Here is a 20,790-nt window from a genome sequence, read left to right as displayed (position 1 = left end):
GCAGATCCCCACCCTTTTCGCCCTTACCTGCGGTGGAACGGGGAGGTGACCATGCCGGAGGATCCGAAGCTCACCGCGATCCGCCTGCGCCGCACCGGCGGCGACGGCGGACCGTCCTGTCCGCCCCGGGACAATCCCGAGGAAGCGGCGCTGACCCGGCGGCTGCTCGGGCTGCTGGACACGGTGGCGTCCGGCGATCGGGACGCGTTCACCGAGTTCTATCGGGCGACCAGCCACCGGGTGTTCGGCCTGGCGCTGCGCATCCTGCGCAGCCACGCCGCGGCCGAGGAGATCACCCAGGAGGTGTATCTGCAGGTCTGGTCGCTGGCGGCGGGTTACGACCGCAAGCTGTCCAGTCCGATGGGGTGGCTGATGATGCTGACCCACCGGCGGGCGGTGGACCGGGTGCGCCGGGAACAGTCCGCCGCCACCCGCGATATCGCTTACGGCCAAGCACATCTGGGCCGCGACCACGATGTCGTCGCCGAGGAGGTCGGGCAGCGCTTCGACGAGCAGTCGGTACTGGACTGCCTGGACACGCTGACCGAGATCCAGCGCCAGGCCGTCGCGCTGGCCTACTACAGCGGCCGCACCTACAGCGAGGTGGCCGACCATCTGGCGGTGCCGCTGCCCACCATCAAGAGCCGGATCCGGGACGGATTGAAACGGCTGGAGAATTGCCTGACAGGGAGTGATACCCGATGAACGACACCGAGCGGTCCGGCAGGGATCTGCTCGATCTGGCCTACCCGTACGCCATGGACGCGGTCGCCGAGCTCGAGCGGCGCACCATCGAGCACCGGCTGCGCGACGCCGACCCGGCCGTCGCCGCCGCCTTCGCCACGATCGTGTCCGGGGTGCGGGAAACGTTGGCGGCGTTGACCGTACTCGATGCCACGGCGCCGCCGCCGACGCTGGAGGCCACGTTGCTGCGGGCGCTGGACACCTCCGCCGGCGCACCGGCCGCGCGGGGGATCGGGCGACTGCGCTGGGTGGCGGCGGCCGCCGCCGTGGTCGTCGCGATCGGTGCGGGTGCGGTGGTGTACCGCCACAGCACGCAGCCGCCGTCCGGGATCACCGCACAGGTGGTGCTCGCCCAGCCGGACGTGCTGACCCGGTCCGCGCCGGTCGCGGGCGGCGGCCGGCTCGTCGTGTCCACCTCGGCCGGAATCGGGGCCGCCACCGCGTCTTTCGAGGATGTTCCCGCGCCCGCGCCGGGGCGCGCCTATCAGATGTGGCTGGTGGCCACCGACGGGGCGACGCGCTCGGTCGGTGTGATGACCGAGCTGCCCAGCGGTCCGGCCGTGGTGACGCGCTTCGCCGCCGTCGACGTCCTGGCCGTCACCGACGAACCGGCCACCGGTTCCCCGAAGCCGACCGGGGACGCCATCGCGAAGATCGGGCTCGCCTGATCCGTAATTCGGAGCGGGATTCGTAGCGGATCGGCGGCGTCGCGCCCGGCGGAGTTCTATTCGCCCACGCTCGATAAAGGAGCGAACCATGAAACAGAGTGTGGCACAGCCATATCCGAATGCGGTCGCCGAGCGCCCCGCACGCGGTATCCTTGCGGCCGCGCTCGCCGGGGTGCTCGCGGCGCTGACCGTGCTCGGCGTCGGCCATCTCGTCGCCGCCGTGCTCGATCCGGCCGCCTCGCCCTTCTACGCGATGGGCGCGTCGGTGGTCGACCACACCCCGCACGCACTGAAGGACGCCGCGATCCGCCGCTTCGGCAGCAACGACAAACTCGCCCTGTTCCTTTCGATGGCCGCCGTGATGCTGCTCTTCGCCGCCGTCCTCGGCGTACTGGAACGCAAACGCCCCCTCGGCACCGCGCTACTGGTACTACTCGGCGCGGTAGTCCTCGGCGCGGCGCTCGAACGCCCCACCGCCACACCACTGTTCGCTGTGCCGACCGTGGTCGGCGTGGTCGCCGGAGTCCTGGCCCTGCGCCTGCTCACCCGAGCCGCGAGGGCGTCGGTCGCGAAACCTGCTGGAGCCGAAGCGGTTCCGCGCGACGACGGGACGGCCGCACCGGACCGGAAGATGACCGGTGCCGCGCACGTTCCGAGCGCGGGTGCGCCGCCGGAGCGTCGTTCGCGGCGGCGGTTTCTGGCGCTCGCGGCCGGGGTGGGGGCGGTTGCGGTGGGCGCGGGGGTGGCCGGGCAGTGGATCGGGACGCGGTTGCGGGATGTGCTGGCGGATCGGGCGAAGTTCGTGGTGCCGCGGGCGCAGGCAGCGGCAGCGCCGAGTCCCGAAGTGGCGCCGCGGGTTTCGGGGCTGACCGAGTTCGTGACGCCCAATGATCGGTTCTATCGGGTCGATACGGCTTTGCAACTGCCTGCGCTGACCAGTGACGAATGGCGGCTGCGGGTGCACGGGTTGGTGGAGCGGCCCCGGGAGTGGGATTTCGACGCACTGCGGCGGCGAACCGCGGTGCAGCGCATGATCACCCTGACGTGTGTCTCCAACGAGGTCGGCGGCGAGCTGGCGGGCACCGCCGTGTGGACCGGATATCCGTTGGCCGAGCTGCTGGCCGAGGTGGGCGTGCGCCCCGAGGCCGATATGCTGCTGTCCCGCAGCGTCGACGGATTCACCGCGGGCACACCGGTTTCGGCGGTCCTGGACGGCCGGGACGCCTTGCTCGCGGTGGGCATGAACGGCGCGCCGCTGCCCATCGCGCACGGCTACCCGGCCCGGCTCATCGTGCCCGGTCTCTATGGCTACGTCTCGGCCACCAAATGGGTGATCGACCTCGAACTCACCCGGTTCGACCGCGCCGAGGCGTACTGGACCGAACGGGACTGGGCCGCACAGGCGCCCATCAAGACCGCGTCCCGGATCGACGTGCCCGCCTCCTTCGCGACCGTGCCCGCCGGGGAGGTCGTGGTCGCCGGTGTCGCCTGGGCCCAGCACCGCGGTATCGATGCGGTCGAGGTGCAGGTCGACGATCAGCCGTGGCAACCGGCCACGCTGGCCGCGGAATACTCCCTCGACACCTGGCGGCAGTGGACGTGGCGCTGGCGCGCCGAACCCGGCACGCACACCTTGCGCGTGCGCGCGACCGACCGCGCCGGGATCACCCAGACCGACCATCGCGCACCGCCGTTCCCCGACGGCTCGACCGGCTGGCACAGTCGTGTCGTCACCGTCGGGTGAATACGCGCCGGACCGTATTTCCGCGACCGTGACGTGAATTCGACGCCGGTGCCGAAACTATTGGCACAGTGCGGGGTACGCGATCGTACCAGTATCGCGGGCTTATCCGACAAGTGTTGATATCCGGCTCATCATTCGTCCGATGATGACCCGATGCACCGCGGTTATTCTGACACCAATTGATCATGTCCACGATAAGTGGACGGGCGGTTTCAGCGAGCCACCGCCGCACCTCGGATGAGTTCAGCAAGGAGCGTGGCAATGTCCACTGGCGTAGCTCCGGAAGGCTCCCGAGGATCGCCGCGACACCTTCCGGGCGTATTTCCCGGCGCCGCCGATCGGGTCCGCGAAATACTGGCCGAACGGGTTGCCGCGCGCTCGCCGAACATGGTGCTGGCGAGCACGTATGTGCCGCCGGACGGCGTCGTCGCGGCCTATCTGCTGCATCGCTTGCTCAGCAGTGGCGACACCACCGGCGTCGCATGGCATTCGGTGTTCGTGAATTCCGGTGTCGAGGCGCTCGGCACCGTGGCGAAATACCTGCGCAATCGGCACAATCGCCGCGCCGCCGGAGGTCACTGCCGCATGCTCGTGCTGGACCCTACCGGGACCGCGTACTACGCCTTCGGTCACGCGGTGCCCGGGCTGCGTGCGCTCGTCGCCGACGGCATGCGGATCGTGGACTCCGCCGCGGAGTTCTCGGGTCTGCTCGCCACCGGGTGGGATGCGTATGTGGTGGTCCTCGACGGCCTTTCGGCAGACGAGGCGGCCGCGCTGCGCGGCACACTGGCGGCGGAGCGGGCGAAAGGGCGCCCGGTCGCCTGGGGCCTGCTCGGCGGCGAAGGCGCGCTTGCGCCCTGGCGCGCCGCCGCGACCTGCGCCGATCTCGCCTTTCTCGGCGAGGTCTGTGTCGGCAACGAGATGCCCTGTGGCACGGTCTCGTTCACCAGGGACATGTTCGCGCTGTGGAACAACACCATGGACAGCATCGCGCACGTGTCGACCTTCGGCGGTAACGGGCTCGCCATGCAGCTGCTGTGCGAGAACGTGATTCGCTGGCGCCCGACCGGCCGCCACGAACGCGCGGCGATCGAGCGCATGCGGCACAGCGGCGCGACCCGCAGCGCCCGCCTGCGCATGCACGCCAACACCTGGCAGACCAGGGCGATCGATCTCGCGGCGATCAACGTCACCTTCGACCGGGCCGAGGGCGTCACCTATCGGCGGGGCGCTCGCGGCTATACGGATCTGGCGTCCGGCACCGGTCCCGCGTTCCGCGGGCACAACGTGCAGTCGGTCGAGGTGATCCGCACGGCGGGCGCCGGTGACGAAACCTCGCGCCTGGAAAGCGAACTCGCGCGCCTGACCGGGCTGCCGTTCCTGTTGCCCGCGGTGAGCGGGCAGAGCGCCGTCGACAACGCGGTGCTCACCGCGCTGTGCTGCCGACCCGGCCGCACGACCGTACTCACGTTGCGCGGCAACTATTCCGGGAAGGGCCCGCTCTCACTGGCCTTGAGCCGGACCAGTTCGTTCTTCCGCGACCGCGACCACAATGCTTTCAGCCCTTACCCGGTCGACGTGCTCGAGGTGGCTCCCGAGGACACCGCCGCCCTGCGGCAGGCACTGCGCCGCGACGACCTCGCGCTGGTCTGGCTGGAACTCGTGCAGGGTTACGACTGCCTCGAGATATCGCCCGGCGTGCTCGACGAGATCGAGCGGCACCGCGCGAGCGCCGGTTTCCTGGTCGGGGTCGACGAGATATTCAGCGGTTTCTGGCGCTGCGATATCGACCATTTCCTGACCTGTACCGGGCGCGGTTTCCGGCCGGATATGGTCGCCCTGTCGAAGGCGCTGAGCGACGCGCTGATCCCCATCGGCGCGACGGTGCTGTCCGCGGCGGTGTTCGAGCAGTTGTCGCAGGCCGCGCCGGACACCGCGCAGTGGCTGCGCACGCACTATCGCAACGATCTGGCGGCCGGTCTGGCCTGTGCGGCGATCGTGGCGGCGGAATCGGACCGGCATCGAGCGGCGCAGGTGGCCGCGGCCATGGAGGAGATGCTGCGGCGCGCGGCACGCGCCCCGCTGTTCGCGGGCTATCGCCGGGTCGGTCTGCTCGGCAGGTTCGTGCTGTCCCCGCGGGCGATCGGCGCGCAGCCCCGCCCGTCGGTCCAGAATTACGCCGAGGCGGTGATCGCGCGTTTGATCATGCGGCGATGCGGGGCAATTACGCTGCAAATGCGGATAGCGCCGAGTACCGCCGGCGCGGATGCGGACGAGTTGATCGCCGCCATGGCGCGAGTCGGGGAGTTTCTGGAACGACTGCCGCGGTGGACCGTGGATCGCACCACGCTCGCCGCGGCGGCGGGCACGATCGGGCGGGAAATCGCGGCGGGCATCGCAAGGATGCGGGAAGGATACGGTGATCGAAAAGCGCGGTCCCCGGAATGAGAACGGATTATCGCGTCCGGTGAAACGACAACGTGCACAGATAAAATCGTTGATTTGTACATTCCATCGTCAGTGGAACAAAGCGATGGTCGAACTGTTTACGTGCTACCCTGGTGAACATTCGCTGGGAATGATGGGAGCGTGAGATGTCTTGTCACGCAATGGAACCGATCCAGCAGATCACGCCGCACCGCAATCGCGCGGCACACTCGCGCCACTCGTCCCTGTTCCGGCGGTGAACGAGGGCCGCGGCTCCGGCGCCGCGGCGCACCGGCAGGTGACCATCCGTGTCGTGGTCTGCGCGGACAGCGCCCTGATGCGCAGAGGGCTGTGCGCCCAGTTCGACCGTGAGCCGGATATCGATGTGGTGGACGACGTTTCGGGCGGCCACGCCCTGCTCGGGGCCGTCCGGGCGCACGCACCCGACGTCGTGCTGCTCGTCGGCGCCGTCGAAGGAAAGCACCGCCTGGCCGAGCTCGTCGCGGCCGCGAAGGTGATAATGGTGATGGCGGAGGAAGACGTCGCGCGTGCGGTCAAGCTGGTGCGTGCGGGCGTGCGGGGACTGCTCTCCTCGGGCTGCTCGCCGTTCGAGCTGCTGTGCGCCATCCGGGTGGTGGCGGTCGGCAACCGGCTCGTGGTGCCGCCGCAGATCGTCGGCGGCCTCGACCACGTCGTCGCGCCCGCGGTGGCGCGCAACTCCGATATGCAGGTGGCCGGCAGCCTGACCCGGCGCGAGGCCGAGGTGCTCGGGCTGCTCGCGCACGGCCGCTCGAATGCCGAAATCGCCCGGCAACTCTCGGTTTCGGCGACCACCGTGCGCAGCCACGTGCATCACGTGCTGCAGAAGCTGGCGGTCGGCACGCGTGGGCAGGCCGTCGCGGTGGCCTACGAGACCGGTTTGATCGCGCTGCTCGAGGCCGGCGCCGCGGGCAACGGGCACGACGACGACCGTGCCGCGCTGCGCAGTGGCCGTCAGTGGCCCATGCCGAGTCCGCCGTCCACCGGAATCACCGCGCCGGTGATGTAGCCCGCGTCCGCACCGGCGAGAAACCCCACCACCCTGGCGATCTCGGCGGCCGCGGCGATCCGGCCGAGCGGAATCTTCTTGGTGACCTCGGCGCGCCACTGCGGGGTGAGCGACGCGGTCATATCGGTGTCCACGAATCCGGGGGCGACCACATTGACCGTGATGTTGCGCGCGCCCAGTTCCCGCACCAGCGACCGGGCCAGCCCGATCAGGCCCGCCTTGGAGGCGGCGTAGTTCGTCTGCCCCGCCGAGCCGAGCAGCGCCGTCACCGACGACACCAGGATGATCCGGCCGCGCCGCTGCCGGATCATGGTCCGCGCCGCCCGGTTGATCACCCGGAACGCGCCGACCAGGTTGGTGTCCACCACCGACGCGAACTCGTCCTCGGTCATCGCCGCCAGCAGTACGTCCCTGGTGATGCCCGCGTTGGCGACCAGCACATCGACGGGTCCGAGCTCCTGTTCGATCAGCGCGAACGCCGCGTCGACCTGCTGTTCGTCGGTGACATCGCAAGCGACGCCGAACAATCCGTCGGGCGGCGCGCCCTTGCGCATCGAGACCGCCACCGGTTTGCCGCCGCGCGCGAGCTCACGGGCGATGGCCAGCCCGATCCCGCGATTACCACCGGTGACGAAGGCGGAATGGTTCATCAGCGCACCTCCTGGCGACTCAATCGGATCGTTCGCGCAGCACCGCGGCGAGGTCGAGGCCGCGCACGGCCCGCAGTCCGGGCAGCAGCGACACGGTCGCCACGCACAGCACGACCAGTGCCGCGCTGCCGAGCGTGCCGGGGCGGACCACCAGATCCAGCTGGAACTGGTCGTTGGCGTAGGTGGACAGGAAGCTGTGCCCGCCGAGCACCCCGAGCACCAGGCCCGGCCCGATGCCGAGCAGGGTCAGCAGCAGGTTCTCCCCGGTGATCAGGCGCGCGAGCATGCCGTGCGGCATCCCTCCGGCACGCAGTACGCCGACCTCGCGCCGCCGCTCGACGATATTGATCGACATGGTGGTGAAGATGATCGCGAACGCCATCAGCCCGCCCAGGGCCAGCATCACGCCGATGAACACGAAGAAGAATCCGGCGTACCGGTCGATCAACCGGTTCACCTCGTCGAGATCCTCGTAGGCCGCGACACCGGGCCGCTCGGACAGTGCACGCCGGACCTGGTCGGGGTCGGCGTGCGGTGCGAGGCGAAGCAGGGCGGAGTTGATCGGCACCGGCGCACCGGCAAGCGCATCGAGCTGCTCGAGCGTGCAATAGGCGAAGGTGCCGATCGGTTCGTCCAGCACCCCCGCGATCGGCACGCGAACCGCTTGCGCGCCAGGCACTTCGACCTCGACGAGGTCGCCGGTCGAGACGCCGAGCAGCTGCCGGACGCCCTTGCCGACCAGCAGGCCGCGCTCCGGCCGGACGGCCGGGCTCCCCGGCACCGGCCGCAGTCCGTGCATCGTGGTGTCACGCGGCAGCGCGATCAGCACGGTCGCATAGGTGGCGCGGTTCGCGGCGAGGGTGATCGGCAGCTGCACCATCGGTTCGGCGGCGGCGACACCCGCGGCCCCGGTGAGCTCGGCGAGGCGGCGCTGGTCGACCGGGACGGTGAAATCGACTCGTGCGTCGGCGGTTTGCACCTGATGGAAGGACACGTCCAACGCCTCGGTCATGGTGTCGAGCATCGTCCACGAGGTGAGCATGACCACCAGGGACAGCGCGGTGCCGAGCACGGTGCTCCAGGTGCGCCGCGGACTGCGCCCGATCGCGCGCAGTACCAGCAGCCAGCGGGCCGGTAGCCGGCGCAACACCGGAATCACCTGCTCCAGCAGGCTGATTCGGCCCGGCCCCGGCGGCGGGGTGCCGCGCATCGCCGCCGCGGGCGGTGTGCGGAAGGCGAGTAGGGCTGGGGCGAGCGCGCCGAGTGCGCCCGCCGCGACACCGAACAGCAGCGCGCCGATCAGGGTGATCGGCGCGACCTCGACGACCGCCGCGGACGCGGGCAGGTCGATCGCCCGGAGGTAGACCCGGCTCAACGCGCCGGATCCGGCGAGCCCCACCAGGATTCCGCCGAATGCGCCGGCCAGTCCCGCCACGATCCCGTACTGCAGGTAGTGCCACAGCAGCGTCGCGCGCGACACGCCGCCGGCCAGCAGCACGCCGATCACCGGGCGCTCGGCCCGCACCCGCCGGTGCAGCAGCACATACGACACCAGACCGGCGACACTCGAGAACAGCAGCGGAAACAGATAGGCGAGCTGACCGAAGGCGTCGATATCCATGCGCAGCAACCAGTTCGACGGTTGTTCCGCCCGGGTGAGCACCTCCGTCGCGCCGTGCGCGGCGGCCAGTTCCCGAATGCGGGTGAGCGCGTCGGAACTCGGCGGTTCGGCGAAGCGGAGCAGCACTTGCTCGGCGGCGCCGCCGGCCAGCGCGGTCGCCAGCGGCGCTGCGGCGAAGAGGACGCCGAAATTATCTGGCAGCGGGAACATGTCGCGGCGGCTGCGCGCGGGCCAGAGGTATTCGGCCGAGGAGGCCACGCCGGCGACGGTCACCTCGCGCCACCCGCCGGGCCCGAGCACGGACAGCGTTGCGCCGCTGCGTAACCCGAAGTGCTCGGCCATATGGTGTTCGACCAGGACCTCGTTCGCGCCCGGGTAGTGCCCGGACAGCAGCGTCGGGGCATTCACCGCGGGCGGCCGGTCGGCGGGCAGGCCGACGACGCGGCCGCGCAGCTTGTCCGCCCCGACCCGCAGCGGCAGATCGACCTGCGCGCGCACGACCGCATCCGCGACCCCCGGCAGGGCGTTCGCCGCGGCCGCGAGTGCGGCCGTGTCCCCGCCGCTCACCCAGACATCGGCGAAACGTTCCGTCTCGAAGGTGCCGTCGTAGGAGGCGTTCAAATTCCGGTAGGCCCCGTAGGACGCGGTGAACAGCGCCACGCCGAGCATGATGATCATCGTCTGCGCGGCGAACTGTGGCCACTGGGCGCGGATGTCGCGCAACAGTTTCCGGTGCAGTGTCGGATGCCGGGTCACCAGGTGACCTCGTCGGCGGGCAGGGGAGCGGCCTGTTGGAGGTCGGCGACGATCCGCCCGGACCGCATGCGCAGCACCCGGTCGGCGATGGCGGCGATCGCCTGGTTGTGCGTGACGAGCACGACTGCGTGGTCGGCCCGGTGGCAGAGGCGTTGCAGCAGGGCCAGCACGCTGCGTCCGGTGTCGAGGTCCAGCGCGCCCGTCGGTTCGTCGCACAGCAGCAGCCGCGGCCGGTTCACCAGCGCCCGCGCGATCGCGACCCGCTGCTGCTGACCGCCCGAGAGCTGGGCCGGGAAACGATCCGCGCAATCGGCCAAGCCGACCTGGGTCAACACGTCGTGTACCCGGGCGCCGACCGGTCCGCCGGTCAATTCGGCCAGCACGGCGATGTTCTCGGCCACCGTGAGCGTCGGCACGAGGTTGAAGAACTGGTAGACGAAACTCAGCGCGGTGCGGCGCAGCCCCGCCATGCCCTTCGCGTCCAGGTCGGTGAGGGTGTGCCCGTCGATGCTGATCACCCCGGTGGTCGGGGTCTCGATCCCGCCGAGCACATTGAGCAGCGTGGTCTTGCCCGAGCCCGAAGGGCCCAGCACGACGAGCAATTCGCCCGCCGCGATGGTCAGGTCACACTCGGCCAGCGCGTGCACGGCCGTGTCCGCACTGCCGAAGGTCTTCGAAACACCGTGCAGCACCGCGAGTGTGGTGGCCGAGGGCATGGTGGTCGCGCGGTGATCGGGGCCGGGGGAGCGGGTCATCGACTACCCGGTCCGGCGTGTGGCGTGGACGCGAACCTGTCCGAGCCGGCCCGCCGCCCCCTGCGCGGCGAGCGTCTCGAAGAAGCCGAGTCCGTCCTCGAACAGCTTGTCGCCCAGGATCTCGCGGCCCTGCACCGCGAAGCGCCGATACGATTCGGCCCAGCGCTCGTTGATCGCGACGAACATCTCGGTGCTGTCCTGGACCTCGATATCGGTGAATCCGGCGTGCGCGAGCAGCCGCCGATAGCCGGCCGGTGTCTGCGCGAACAGGCGACCGTAGACGGTCAAGGCGCGCAACGTCGCCGGGTCGCGCGGGATCGGACCGGTGAGCACCTCGTCGGTGAAAGCCAGGCGGCCGCCGGGTTTCAGCACCCTGGCGCATTCGGTGAGCACGCGGTGCCGGTCCGGCACGATGACCAGACTGTCCACGCTCACCACAGCGTCGAATGTGGCGGCGGCGTAGGGCAGTTCGCGGGCATCCCCGTGGTCGAACCGGATCGGGACCGCGGCGGGGGCGCGGCGGGCGATCTCGATCGCGGGCTCGGAGTAGTCGAGGCCGGTGAGCGTGGCACCGGTCGTCTCGGCGAGGTAGCGCGCGATACCGCCGGTGCCGCAGCAGAGATCGAGCACGGTCTGGCCCGGCGCCAAGCCCGCGGTGTGCGCGATCTCGCGCAGCTGATCGCGGGTGGTCCAGCTCAGCTGGCCGACATAGCCGCCCCGGTCCTGCCAGAGATAGGCCATCATGGCCTGCCCGGACGGCGTGAGCGTGATCTGCCGGTGGGTCAGGTCGTAGATGTCGCGGGTTTCCTCGATCACGGTGCGCACGAGAGCATCTCCTAGTCGTCTGAGCTCAGGATGTGAGTGAGGCGCCACCGTCGGCGACGATGGTCTGGCCCCGGATCCAGCTCGCGTCGTCGGTGCACAGGAAGGCGACGACCTTGGCCAGATCTTCGGGCGTGCCGATCCGGCGCATCGGGCCGGCCTCGGCGACCTGGCGCACCCATTCGTCCGCGCCCGCGAGCGCGCGGACCGAATCGGTTTCGATGAGCCCGCCGCAGACGGTGTTGACGTTCACGCCCGGCGCGAGTTCCACGGCCAGATAACGCCCCATCGATTCGATCGCCGCCTTGCACACGCCCAAGCCGCCGTAGCTGGGCAGGTAGCGGCGGCTGCCCATGCTCGACAGCAGCACGATGGCGCCGCGCCCCTGCGGCATGAGCGCGTACGCCGCGCGGCAACCGAACAGCGCCGCGGTGATATTGGTGTCGAGGGTGTAGCGCCAGTGCGGGGTCTCCAGCGCGAACAGCGGTTTCATGATCGCCGAGGCGGCGTTGTTGATGTAGAAGTCCACCGCGCCCCACTGCTCCCCGATATCCGCGAAAAGCTGTTTCAGCTGCTCTTTTTCACCGACGTCGACGCGGAGCGCGAGGGCGCGCCTGCCCTTTCGCTCGATCTCGGTGACGACCTCGCGTGCGGCGGATCGTTTGCGCCAGTAGGTCAGGATCACGTCCGCGCCGCGGTCGGCGAACTCCAGTGCGATCGCCCGGCCGATGCCGCGGGAACCGCCGGTGATCAAGACGGTCCGCCCTGCCAGATCCGCTGTCATACTTCGCCTTTCGTCCGTTTCGCAGGCCACCGTGCGGGGCTCACGCGCTACCGAGCACCACGGCGGCGACCTCGGGTCCGTCCACGTTGCGGCTGAGCGTGATCGCGAACCGCGCGTCCAGAGCGGTCGGCCGATGCGTGACGATCTCGACGGCGCGGGCCGCGTCGTCGGCCGCGCCGAGATTGAGCGTCGGCGCGACGACGCCGTCCCGCACACTCAGACAGGCGAACGCCATCTCGGCGACATCGGTGGCCGGGCCCATGTGCCCGGTCGCGGCCTTGGTTCCGGTGAGCCGCAACCGGTCTCGCCGCGCCAGCGCCTGCGCGATGCCGTGCAGCTCGGAGCGATCGCCGCTCGCGGTGGCATCGCCGTGACCATAGATGTAGCCGACCGCGCGGGGATCGATGGCAGCGTCGGCCACGGCCCGTACGAGCGCGTCGCGCACACCGCTGCCCTCGGGGTCGGGCGCCAGCGGGCGGCCCCGGTCGGTGGCGGCGCCGAAACCGACGATCTCGGCGAGGATGTGCGCGTCGTTGGCCCGCGCCAGGTCGAGATCGGCGAGGACGAGGGCGGCCGCGCCCTCGGCGCAGATATAGCCGTCCCGGTGCCGGTCGTACGGCCGAACCGAGCGCGCACCGTCGGCGCAGGCCGAGGTCAGCCCGAACTCGTGCAGCGCGAGGCGGGCGAATTCGTCGGCGCCCGCGTCGGTGCCACCGCAGACCGCGACGTCGGCCCGGCCGTCGCGCACCGCACGGAAGGCCCGGCCCACCGCGCACAGTCCCATGGCCGAGCCGTCGACCAAGGTGCTGTTCGCGCCGCAGATCTCGTGCCGGATGGTGATCTGGCACAGGGCGGCGTTGGGCAGGCCAGAGAGCAGGAAATCGGGTTTGGCCCGGCGCAGCGCCGCCTGGCCGAGCCGCGTGTAGTCGAGGGTGCCGTCCGGGCGTCGCGCACCGGCCAGCACCGGCGCGAAGCGGTCGAGATAGTTCTTCTCGTCCTCGTTCTCGTTGGAGCCCATATAGATTCCGCGCCGCGGCGGCGCGGCGGCCCGGAACACCGCGCCCGCGTCGGCGATCGCCAGATCGGCCGCGTACACGCCCAGCCGGGACGCCCTGGTGAGGCGCTTGAGATGCTTGCGGTCGGCGAGCGCGACGGGGTGCTCGGCATCGTCCACCGCGCCGAAATAGGCCAGCTCCGGCGGGCCGTCGCCGTCTCGTCGCCGTAAACCGGTCTCCGCCGCCAGGATTCGCCGCCACTGCCGGCGATAGTCGGTACCGAGGCAGGACAGCACGCCCGCGCCGACGACGGCCACCCGATGCCTCATTGCCCGCTCACCTTCGATCCGTTGAGCCGCAGCACTCGATAGTGGCGGCGGGTCGCCGCGGGATCCTCGAATTCGGTGAGCGCGTAGGTCCGGCAGCGGAAGGTCGCGGTCGCGATCTTGCGGCCGTGCGCCTGCGCGGCACCCCGGAAGTCCAGCTCCGCGCCGGGGCCCGGGCCCGCGCCGTGCCCGCCCTCGATGCGGTCCACCTCGACGGTCAGCCGATCGCCGGGCACCGCGAAGTCGATGAACTTGCTGTGCTGCACCGCGCTGAGCACCACCGTGGTGCGGAATTCGCTGTGGGTGAGCACCAGCCAGCGTGCCAGCTGGGTCATCGCCTCCAGCACCAGCACGCCGGGCAGAATCGGCTGCTGCGGGAAGTGGTCGGCGAAGTAGTCCTCGCTCATCGCGGCGTTCTTGACGCCGACGGCGCGGCGGCCGCCGTCCACTTCGGTGATCGCGTCGACCATGAGAAACCGCACGGATACTCCTATCCCACTCCGCCGACCAGAATGGCCTGCCCATTGAGGTAGGCACTCTCGCGAGCGCCGAGAAAAACGGCGACGTCGGCGACGTCCTCCGGCGCGATCGGGCGCGGCATCGCCGCCCGGCGCGCGAGATACGCGGCGACCGCGCGGATATCGACCTCGAAGCCGCCGAAGTACTCCCGGCTGACCCCGCTGTCGGCGAGTGTCGGGCAGATCGCGTTGACGCAGACACCGCGCCGCCCGACCTCCTGCGCCACGCTGCGGGTGAAGCCGATCACCGCCGCCTTCGCGGTCGCGTACGCGACTTCGTCCGCGCCGCCGGTCAAGCCGAGCGCGGAGGCGACGTTGATGATGCGGCCGCTGCGCCGGGGCAGCATCCGGCGCACCGCCTGCCTGCTGCAATAGAAGACGGTATCGAGGTTCACCCGCAGCATCCGGCGCCAGTCGGCGTCGTTGTGGAAGACCAGCGGCGAGCGCAGCGCGCCGCCCGCGTTGTTGATCAGCACGTCGAGCCGGCCCCATGTCTCGTCGGTGTGGGCGAACAGGCGGGTCACCTCGGCGGGTTCGGTCAGGTCGGCGACGAACGCGGAAACCGGCGCGGCGGCAACGGCTTCGACAGCCTTCACCGCCGCCTGCAACCGGGTCGTGTCGACATCGGTGAGCACCAGCGTGGCGCCCTCCTCGGCGTACCGGGTGGCGATGGCCGTACCGAAGACGCCCGCGGCGCCGGTCACCAGGGCGACGGAATCGTTCAGCCGGTTCATCGGCACCCCTGCCCGGCGAGCAGCACCCAAGCGAGCGCATAGTCGCCGTCGTGGCTCAACGACACTGCGGCGCCGGTGAGTCCGCGCCGACGCGCGAGCGTCGCCATGCGGTGGTGCAGCAGCAGGTGCGGTGCGCCGGTCGTACGGCGTACCTCGATATCGCGCAGCCGCCGGGTCGCCGGGGGCACCCCGAGTCCGAGGTGCAAGGCCTTCAGCGTGGCTTCCTTGGCCCCGAACCGGGCGGCGAAATGCGGTGCGGGATCTCTGAATGCGGTGCAGTAGGCGATCTCGTCCGGTCGGAACACTCGTTCGCAGAACGTATTTCCCGTGGCGAGTAAGGACCGTATCCGGCCGACCGCCGCGATATCGACCCCGGCCGACCACGCCGGGCCCGAAATCGCCGGAAGCAGCACCGAATTCGATGCGGTGCGGGTCATGGCAGTCGCTCCGCGCCGACGGTCGCTCCGTAGTGCCGCTCGACCGCCCTGCGGTAGGCCAGATTGAGGCCGACGACGGCCCGCTTCTTCGCGGTGGCGCGTGGGCCGGGCAGGTCCGCGTCCGCCCGGTACCGGCGCAGGCGCAACCGGGTCAGCTCCCGGGAATAGGTTCGGGTGTACAGGTATTCGAGGCCGTCCTCGAGCTGCCGGACCGTCATGGACACCGGAGCCACCGAGGCCCGCAGATGCGAGGGCCCGCCGGGGCCGGGGTCGATCATGCGGCCCGCGCGCAGATGTTCCGCGTGCAGCGGTACACCCGGACCGCTGCCGAGCGGGTTGAAATGACAGATCTCGATCTCGTTCTCGACAACGAACTCCAGGGTCCGTTCGAACACATCCGGTGTGTCACCGGCGAAGCCGAAGACGAACGACCCGATCACCCCGATGCCCGCGTCGTGCAGCCTGGCGAGGAGCGCGCGATAGTCGGCCGGGCGGCTCCAGCTCTTGTCCGAGGCGACCAGGTTCTGCGGACGGACCGACTCCAGGCCCAGGAAGACGAGCATGCACCCGGCGCTGCCCGCCGCCTCGGCCAGCGCCGGACGCTGGGCGATGGTGATCGTCGCCTGGCTGCCCCACAGCACCTGTCGCGGTGCGAGTTCGGTGAACAGGGTCCGGGCGTAGCGTGGGTTGCCCACGATGTTGATATCGGAGAACTGCACGAAATCGCCCCTGCGCGCGTCGATCTGCGCGAGCACGTGCTCGATCGGGCGGGTACGGAAGCGGTCGTGGTGATAGCGGGTCTCGATGCAGAAATTGCACGAGAAGGGGCAGCCCCGGGTCGCTTCGACCGGGAACACGTAGTCGTGCGGCGGCAGATGCTCGGGCCCGTAGCGCGGCAGCGTCGCCAGATCCACCGGCCCGCCGGCATATACGGGCCGTAGCCGGCCGCGGCCGGCGTCCTCGAGTATCCGCGGCCACACCTGCTCGACCTCGCCGCGCACCACCGAGGCCGCGCCGATCCGCTCGGCCTGCGGGTCGTAACTGGGGAAGTACCCGTCGACGACGACCGGTATGCCCAGCGCGCCGAATCCGCGCACCAGCTCGCCGGTGCGTCGCTCGCCGAAGAACTTCGAGGTGACCGCCACCAGATCGATATCGGCGAAACGGGTGAAATCGGTGATGGGGGTGGCGTTCTCGTCGAGCACGGTGGCCCGGTGCTCGACCGCGGTCATGGCGGCGCGGTAGGCCAGGTTCACCGGCACCGGATTGAGCATGCGGTTGCCGTAGATCACGCTCTTGTCCCGGACGTCGGGATTCACGAACAGCACGTGCATATGCGCCGCCCCTCTCAGACTGGTGTCAGCACGTCGTCGGCGGCCCGGCGCACCACCAAGGTGCCGTTCTGGCCGCCGAGGCCGAACGAATTGGTCAGCGCCACCCGCACCGGCAACTGCCGCGCGGTACCCGGCACGTAGTCGAGATCGCATTCGGCGTCGCGATGGCGATAGTTGACGGTCGGCGGCACCGTGCCGGTGCGCACGCTCAGCACCGTGCTGATGAATTCCACCGCACCGCAGGCGGCGATGAGGTGACCGGTCATCGATTTGTTCGCGGTGACCGCGAGATCGGCTGCCGCGCTGCCGAAGACATGTTTGATGGCGATGGTCTCCACGCGGTCGTTGAGCAGTGTCGCGGTGCCGTGCGCGTTGACCAGCTGCACCTGCTCGGGGCGCACGTCCGCGTCGGCCATTGCCGCACGCATCGCCAGCGCGGCTCCCGCGCCGGCCGGATGGGGTTCGGTGAACCTATGTGCGTCCAGGGATCTGCCGAAGCCCGCGACCTCCGCGTACCAGGGCGCCGACCGGGCGCGGGCGTGCGCCTCGGTCTCCAGCACGACCATGCCCGCGCCCTCGCCGACCACGAATCCGGTGCGCGTGGCGTCGAACGGCCGGCCGGTCCGGCCGGGCAGGTTGTCGGTGGAGGGCGCGCCGAGCGCGACCAGCCCGGCCATGCCCAGCGGGTTGATCATGGAATCCATTGCGCCGCAGAGCACGACGTCCAGACGGCCACCCCGGAGCAGCCGGAACGCGGTGCCGATCGCGTGCGCGCCGGCCGCACAGGCGGAGGTGACCACGGTGGCCGGGCCGGTGACACCGAGGTGCGCGGCCAGCAGCCCGACCACCAGGTCCTGCGGGTCACGGATCAGTGACACCGGATCGATCGCCGTCGCGTCGGCCAGCGGGCTGGGCAGCGCGAACCGGCCGCTGTGGTCGAGATGATTCGCGATATCGGTCATGCGCACCAGGCCGAGCCCGGCACCGAGCACCAGGCCGACCCGGCGGGTGTCGACCGGCCTCGACCGGCCCGCGCTCGTCAGGGCGCTGTCGGCCAGTGCCATGGCGCAGGCGGCGAGGGCGAAGCGCGCCTGCCGGTCCGCGTGCAGTGCCGCCGGAAACGGCCCGTCCCAATAGTCGGATAGCGCGAAATCGGCGACCTCGGCGGCGATTCGGGTCGGCAGCGACGAGGCGTCGAAGAGCGTGATCGGCGCCTCCCCGGAGCGGCCCGCGACCAGGTTGGCCCAGAACTCGCGGTGGCCGAGCCCGATCGGGGTGACCGCGCCGAGCCCGGTCACGACCACCCGGTTCACGGCGTCACCGGCTTGTTCGGCGTGGACCGGATCCGCTCCACCGGCCACCCGGAGTAGTAGCGGAACCGGTTCTCCTCGGCCGCGATCTCGGCCGGATCCCGAATGTCTTGCAGCACATAGTTCAGCCGCGCGATGCGCGCGAGGGGCGTGGTCTCGTCGTAGGCCGCGCAGCTGAGCTGGGCCCACCGCCTGCTCAGCCCGAGCAGGCGTGCTTCCACCCGCATGGCCCGGCCGGGCGGCAGTTCGCCGACGATCTCGGCGCGATCGATCAGGCACAGGAACGCCGACACCGTGAAGTCGGTGCTGAAATGCACCAGCCAGCCCGCCACCTGGGCCATCGACTCGAGCAGCAGTGAACCGCTGAGCAGTCTGCGCCCCGCGTAACCGGCGCCCAGGTGGTCCTCGGTGAGCGTGACATGTTTGACCGCGACCATGGATTCGCCCTTGGTCGCCTCGAGCACCCGGTCGTAGAGCAGGAACCGCATCACGTCCCCTTCGCCTCGAACTCGCCGAACACGACGCATTCGCTCTGTCCCTGGAACCCGGCGGCCAGACAGGCGACGGCGGTGCCACCGCGTAGCCGCCGTGGCTTGTCCCGCACCAGGTCCACGGCCGAATTCGGTTCGGGGTACCGGAGATTCACGATCGGGGGGATGCGGCGCTCGTTCAGGCTGAGCACGGCGAAGACGCTCTGCCACGGCAGCGCCGCCGCCAGCAGATGTCCGGTCGCTCCTTTGGTCGCCGTCACCGGCACGTGCCCGCCGAGTACCGCCTCGATCGCGGCCGCCTCGGTGGCATCGCCCGCGGGCAGGCCCGGCGCGTCGGCGTACACCGCGCCGATCCGCCGCGGTGGCAGCGCGCTGTCGTCGAGCGCGGCGGCCAGTGCACCTTCGATCGCGTGGCGCGGCGGCGAGGGTTCCGGGCCGCCGGGCCCGCCGAGGGCCGCGCCGTGGCCGAGCACCTCGGCGAGCACGTGTGCGCCCCTTGACCTTGCGTGGCCGAGGGTCTCGAGTACCAGTACCGCAGCGCCTTCACCGGGCACGGTGCCGGTGCGGTCGCGGTCGAACGGCCGGCACGAGGCCGCCGCCGGATCGATGGTCCGCGCGACCACACCGAAGTAGAGCAGGCGTTGCAGCGCAGCGAGATTCAGCCGCGGGCTGACACCACCGGCCAGCATGACCTCGGCGTCGCCCTCGGCGAGCATGCGCACCGCGGCCCCGATCGCCTGCCCGCCCGCCTCCCCGAACGGACTGAACGAGGCGTTCGGCCCGTGCAGTCCGTACTGCATGGCGATCTGACACAGCGTGGCGTTGTTCAGCATCACGATCGACACCATGGGCGAGATCGCGCGCCAGCCGGTGCCGCAGAACCGATCGATGTCGAATCCGCCGCTCTCGCGCCGGGATCGGCGTGCGGCCGGCTCCAGATCGGCGACGTCGTAGTCGATCATCGTGACGCCGAGCGTGATTCCCGTCGCGTCCCCGTCCATGTTGCCGCGATGCAGTTTCGCCGAGGTCAGCGCCTGACCGGCGGCGGCGAAGGCCATATGCGTGTGCAGCCGCATGGCCCGGGCGGCCTTGCGATCGGTGATCCAGTCCCGCGGGTCGATCCCGTGCACCCGGCCCGCCGCCAGGGGCCGGTCGACACCGGCGCGCAGCGTGAGGCGCTCGGCCAGCTCGCGCAGCGGTGCCACCCCGGATTCCCCGCGCAGCAAGGCCTGCCACTGGGTGCGCGGGTCGTTGCCCAGTGCCGACACCGCGCCCAGGCCGGTCACCACCACGCGTTCACCCATGACCGTCACCGTCGGCCGGGCCGGGCCACCGGCGCAGCACGATGCTCGCGTTCTGGCCGCCGAACCCGAACGAGTTGCTCATCGCGACGCGCACCTCGTGTGTCCGAGCGGTGTTCGGCACATAGTCCAGATCGCAATCCGGGTCCGGGTATTCGTAGTTGATGGTGGGCGGCAGCTGACCGGTGCGCAGCACGTGCAGGCAGGTGACGCATTCGATCGCGCCCGCGGCCGCGATCGAGTGGCCGATCATCGACTTCTGCGAGCTGATCGGGATGCTGGCCGCCCGATCGCCGAAAACCTTGTGCACGGCCCGGGTTTCGGCTCGGTCGTTGATCAGCGTCGAGGTGCCGTGCGCGCTGATGTAGTCGATGTCCTCGGCCCGCAGCCCGCCGTCGACGAGGGCGCCCGACATCGCCAGTACGGCCCCCTCCCCGTGCGGCGGGCTGTCGGTGATCCGGTACGCGTCGCAGGAGGTGCCGTAGCCGGCCACCTCGGCCAGCGGTACCGCGCCGCGCCGCAGCGCGTGCCCGAGTTCTTCCAGCATGACGAACGCGGCGCCCTCACCCATCACGAAACCGCAGCGCCTGCGGTCGAACGGGCGGCTGGCCGCGGCGGGCCGGTCGTTGAACCGGGTGGCCAGCGCGGTGAGCAGGTCGAACGAGGAGATGCCGAGGAAGGTGAGCAGCGAATCGCAGCCGCCCGCCAGCACCATGTCCGCATCGCCCTCGCGGATCCACAGGGCGGCCTCGCCGATGGCCTGGGTGCCGGAGGCACAGGTGGCCGAGACCGTCATGGTGGGCCCGGCCGCGCCGCAGACGTGCGCCAGGGCCGCCGCGGCGGCGTTCTTGCGCATGCTGTGCCGCTGCGCGGCCAGCAGGTCGACGAATTCCTTTCCAGGGACTGCCGTTCCGGCGCGTTGCCGGGTGTGCAGCAGCCCGTCCAACGCGTCGATGTCGTACATCTGCCCGGACGATCCCACGCACACGCCGAACCGCTCGGGTGCGGTATCGACCTGCCCGGCACGGTGTTTCGCGGCGGCGCCCGCGGCGAGCCCCAGTTGCACGCCCCGGGGCAGCGCCGCGCCGAACGCGTGGCCGGCGTCGGTGAGGTGCCCGGCGGAGGCCGCGGCGGCGAGAAATCCGTCCGCGACCTCACCCGCGACCCGGGACCCGAGCCCGGAGGCATCGAAGCGCGAAGTCGGGCGAATGCCGGAGCGGCCGTCGACGAAGCCACGAAAGGTCGTCTCGGCGTCCCAGCCGAGCGGGGTCACCATCTCCGCCGCCGTGACGACCACCCGGCGGGTGGGTGCTTCGCCGGACACC

The 20,790-nt window shown here is 70.6% G+C and carries 19 protein-coding genes; 5 read left to right on the top strand and 14 right to left on the bottom strand.

The window, feature by feature from the left end; all coding sequences use genetic code 11:
- Positions 1–51: 51 nt before the first annotated feature.
- From sigK to NVU01S_RS40010, 5 genes are all read left to right on the top strand, one after another.
- The gene (gene sigK / locus NVU01S_RS40030; RefSeq protein WP_043675834.1) at positions 52–705 is read left to right on the top strand and encodes an ECF RNA polymerase sigma factor SigK; all 654 of its coding nucleotides are present in this window, start codon (positions 52–54) and stop codon (positions 703–705) included.
- Entirely contained in the window at positions 702–1,412 is a 711-nt protein-coding gene (locus NVU01S_RS40025) for an anti-sigma factor (protein ID WP_043675701.1), read from the top strand. The genes sigK and NVU01S_RS40025 overlap by 4 nt, the downstream gene beginning before the upstream one ends.
- Before the next feature lie 88 nt (positions 1,413–1,500).
- A complete protein-coding gene (locus NVU01S_RS40020; protein ID WP_043675703.1) occupies positions 1,501–3,156 on the top strand; it encodes a molybdopterin-dependent oxidoreductase in 1,656 nt (551 codons plus the stop codon).
- Positions 3,157–3,417: 261 nt separating this feature from the next.
- A complete protein-coding gene (locus NVU01S_RS40015; protein WP_156161736.1) occupies positions 3,418–5,604 on the top strand; it encodes an aminotransferase class III-fold pyridoxal phosphate-dependent enzyme in 2,187 nt (728 codons plus the stop codon).
- Positions 5,605–5,755: 151 nt separating this feature from the next.
- Positions 5,756–6,631: a response regulator transcription factor gene (locus NVU01S_RS40010; protein ID WP_156161737.1), complete on the top strand. Its 876-nt coding sequence runs from the start codon at positions 5,756–5,758 to the stop codon at positions 6,629–6,631.
- Here the strand turns inward: NVU01S_RS40010 and fabG are convergent.
- From fabG to NVU01S_RS39940, 14 genes are read right to left on the bottom strand one after another with little or no spacing between them, the layout of a single operon-like run.
- Positions 6,577–7,281 carry a 3-oxoacyl-ACP reductase FabG gene (fabG, locus tag NVU01S_RS40005; protein WP_043675709.1) on the bottom strand — a complete coding sequence of 235 codons (705 nt, stop codon included), beginning with the start codon at positions 7,279–7,281 and terminating at the stop codon, positions 6,577–6,579. The two genes, NVU01S_RS40010 and fabG, sit on opposite strands and share 55 nt — an antisense overlap.
- Before the next feature lie 19 nt (positions 7,282–7,300).
- Positions 7,301–9,658, bottom strand: coding sequence for an FtsX-like permease family protein (locus NVU01S_RS40000; protein WP_043675711.1), 2,358 nt, complete (start codon positions 9,656–9,658; stop codon positions 7,301–7,303).
- Positions 9,655–10,413, bottom strand: a complete 759-nt coding sequence (locus NVU01S_RS39995; RefSeq protein WP_082032202.1) for an ABC transporter ATP-binding protein — start codon at positions 10,411–10,413, stop codon at positions 9,655–9,657. Before NVU01S_RS39995 ends, NVU01S_RS40000 begins: the two co-directional genes overlap by 4 nt.
- Positions 10,414–10,416: 3 nt before the next feature.
- Entirely contained in the window at positions 10,417–11,238 is an 822-nt protein-coding gene (locus NVU01S_RS39990) for a class I SAM-dependent methyltransferase (RefSeq protein ID WP_052280929.1), read from the bottom strand.
- Between the two features lie 25 nt (positions 11,239–11,263).
- Entirely contained in the window at positions 11,264–12,019 is a 756-nt protein-coding gene (locus tag NVU01S_RS39985; protein ID WP_043675713.1) for an SDR family oxidoreductase, read from the bottom strand.
- A 40-nt stretch (positions 12,020–12,059) separates the two neighbouring features.
- Entirely contained in the window at positions 12,060–13,343 is a 1,284-nt protein-coding gene (locus tag NVU01S_RS39980; RefSeq protein ID WP_082032203.1) for a beta-ketoacyl-[acyl-carrier-protein] synthase family protein, read from the bottom strand.
- Positions 13,340–13,822 carry a 3-hydroxyacyl-ACP dehydratase FabZ family protein gene (locus NVU01S_RS39975; protein WP_156161738.1) on the bottom strand — a complete coding sequence of 161 codons (483 nt, stop codon included), beginning with the start codon at positions 13,820–13,822 and terminating at the stop codon, positions 13,340–13,342. The genes NVU01S_RS39980 and NVU01S_RS39975 overlap by 4 nt, the downstream gene beginning before the upstream one ends.
- An 8-nt stretch (positions 13,823–13,830) precedes the next feature.
- Positions 13,831–14,592 (bottom strand): SDR family NAD(P)-dependent oxidoreductase, encoded by a 762-nt coding sequence (locus NVU01S_RS39970; protein WP_043675846.1) that lies wholly within the window; start codon positions 14,590–14,592, stop codon positions 13,831–13,833.
- Complete coding sequence (locus tag NVU01S_RS39965; RefSeq protein ID WP_052280932.1) at positions 14,589–15,029, bottom strand: holo-ACP synthase; 441 nt, start codon at positions 15,027–15,029, stop codon at positions 14,589–14,591. The genes NVU01S_RS39970 and NVU01S_RS39965 overlap by 4 nt, the downstream gene beginning before the upstream one ends.
- Positions 15,026–16,363 carry a B12-binding domain-containing radical SAM protein gene (locus NVU01S_RS39960; RefSeq protein WP_052280933.1) on the bottom strand — a complete coding sequence of 446 codons (1,338 nt, stop codon included), beginning with the start codon at positions 16,361–16,363 and terminating at the stop codon, positions 15,026–15,028. The genes NVU01S_RS39965 and NVU01S_RS39960 overlap by 4 nt, the downstream gene beginning before the upstream one ends.
- A 14-nt stretch (positions 16,364–16,377) precedes the next feature.
- Positions 16,378–17,724 (bottom strand): beta-ketoacyl-[acyl-carrier-protein] synthase family protein, encoded by a 1,347-nt coding sequence (locus NVU01S_RS39955; RefSeq protein ID WP_052280934.1) that lies wholly within the window; start codon positions 17,722–17,724, stop codon positions 16,378–16,380.
- Positions 17,673–18,161, bottom strand: coding sequence for a hotdog family protein (locus NVU01S_RS39950; protein ID WP_052280935.1), 489 nt, complete (start codon positions 18,159–18,161; stop codon positions 17,673–17,675). The genes NVU01S_RS39955 and NVU01S_RS39950 overlap by 52 nt, the downstream gene beginning before the upstream one ends.
- On the bottom strand, positions 18,161–19,468 hold the full coding sequence (locus tag NVU01S_RS39945) for a beta-ketoacyl-[acyl-carrier-protein] synthase family protein (RefSeq protein WP_043675719.1): 1,308 nt from the start codon (positions 19,466–19,468) through the stop codon (positions 18,161–18,163). Before NVU01S_RS39945 ends, NVU01S_RS39950 begins: the two co-directional genes overlap by 1 nt.
- Positions 19,461–20,789, bottom strand: a complete 1,329-nt coding sequence (locus NVU01S_RS39940) for a beta-ketoacyl-[acyl-carrier-protein] synthase family protein (protein ID WP_043675722.1) — start codon at positions 20,787–20,789, stop codon at positions 19,461–19,463. Before NVU01S_RS39940 ends, NVU01S_RS39945 begins: the two co-directional genes overlap by 8 nt.
- Between the last annotated feature and the right edge of the window lies 1 nt (position 20,790).

The sequence above is a fragment of the Nocardia vulneris genome, from assembly GCF_001613425.1.
GTDB classification, from domain to species: Bacteria; Actinomycetota; Actinomycetes; order Mycobacteriales; family Mycobacteriaceae; genus Nocardia; species Nocardia vulneris.
Note: the sequence above shows the minus strand (reverse complement) of the source record. Positions and strands in the feature narration are given on the sequence as shown.

What these genes read in the sequence shown, in the direction of transcription:
- sigK (WP_043675834.1), top strand. Translation starts at nt 52, where the DNA reads ATGCCGGAGGATCCGAAGCTCACCGCGATCCGCCTGCGCCGCACCGGC.
- NVU01S_RS40025 (WP_043675701.1), top strand. Translation starts at nt 702, where the DNA reads ATGAACGACACCGAGCGGTCCGGCAGGGATCTGCTCGATCTGGCCTAC.
- NVU01S_RS40020 (WP_043675703.1), top strand. Translation starts at nt 1,501, where the DNA reads ATGAAACAGAGTGTGGCACAGCCATATCCGAATGCGGTCGCCGAGCGC.
- NVU01S_RS40015 (WP_156161736.1), top strand. Translation starts at nt 3,418, where the DNA reads ATGTCCACTGGCGTAGCTCCGGAAGGCTCCCGAGGATCGCCGCGACAC.
- fabG (WP_043675709.1), bottom strand. Translation starts at nt 7,281, where the DNA reads ATGAACCATTCCGCCTTCGTCACCGGTGGTAATCGCGGGATCGGGCTG.
- NVU01S_RS39995 (WP_082032202.1), bottom strand. Translation starts at nt 10,413, where the DNA reads ATGACCCGCTCCCCCGGCCCCGATCACCGCGCGACCACCATGCCCTCG.
- NVU01S_RS39985 (WP_043675713.1), bottom strand. Translation starts at nt 12,019, where the DNA reads ATGACAGCGGATCTGGCAGGGCGGACCGTCTTGATCACCGGCGGTTCC.
- NVU01S_RS39980 (WP_082032203.1), bottom strand. Translation starts at nt 13,343, where the DNA reads ATGAGGCATCGGGTGGCCGTCGTCGGCGCGGGCGTGCTGTCCTGCCTC.
- NVU01S_RS39970 (WP_043675846.1), bottom strand. Translation starts at nt 14,592, where the DNA reads ATGAACCGGCTGAACGATTCCGTCGCCCTGGTGACCGGCGCCGCGGGC.
- NVU01S_RS39965 (WP_052280932.1), bottom strand. Translation starts at nt 15,029, where the DNA reads ATGACCCGCACCGCATCGAATTCGGTGCTGCTTCCGGCGATTTCGGGC.
- NVU01S_RS39960 (WP_052280933.1), bottom strand. Translation starts at nt 16,363, where the DNA reads ATGCACGTGCTGTTCGTGAATCCCGACGTCCGGGACAAGAGCGTGATC.
- NVU01S_RS39950 (WP_052280935.1), bottom strand. Translation starts at nt 18,161, where the DNA reads ATGCGGTTCCTGCTCTACGACCGGGTGCTCGAGGCGACCAAGGGCGAA.
- NVU01S_RS39945 (WP_043675719.1), bottom strand. Translation starts at nt 19,468, where the DNA reads ATGGGTGAACGCGTGGTGGTGACCGGCCTGGGCGCGGTGTCGGCACTG.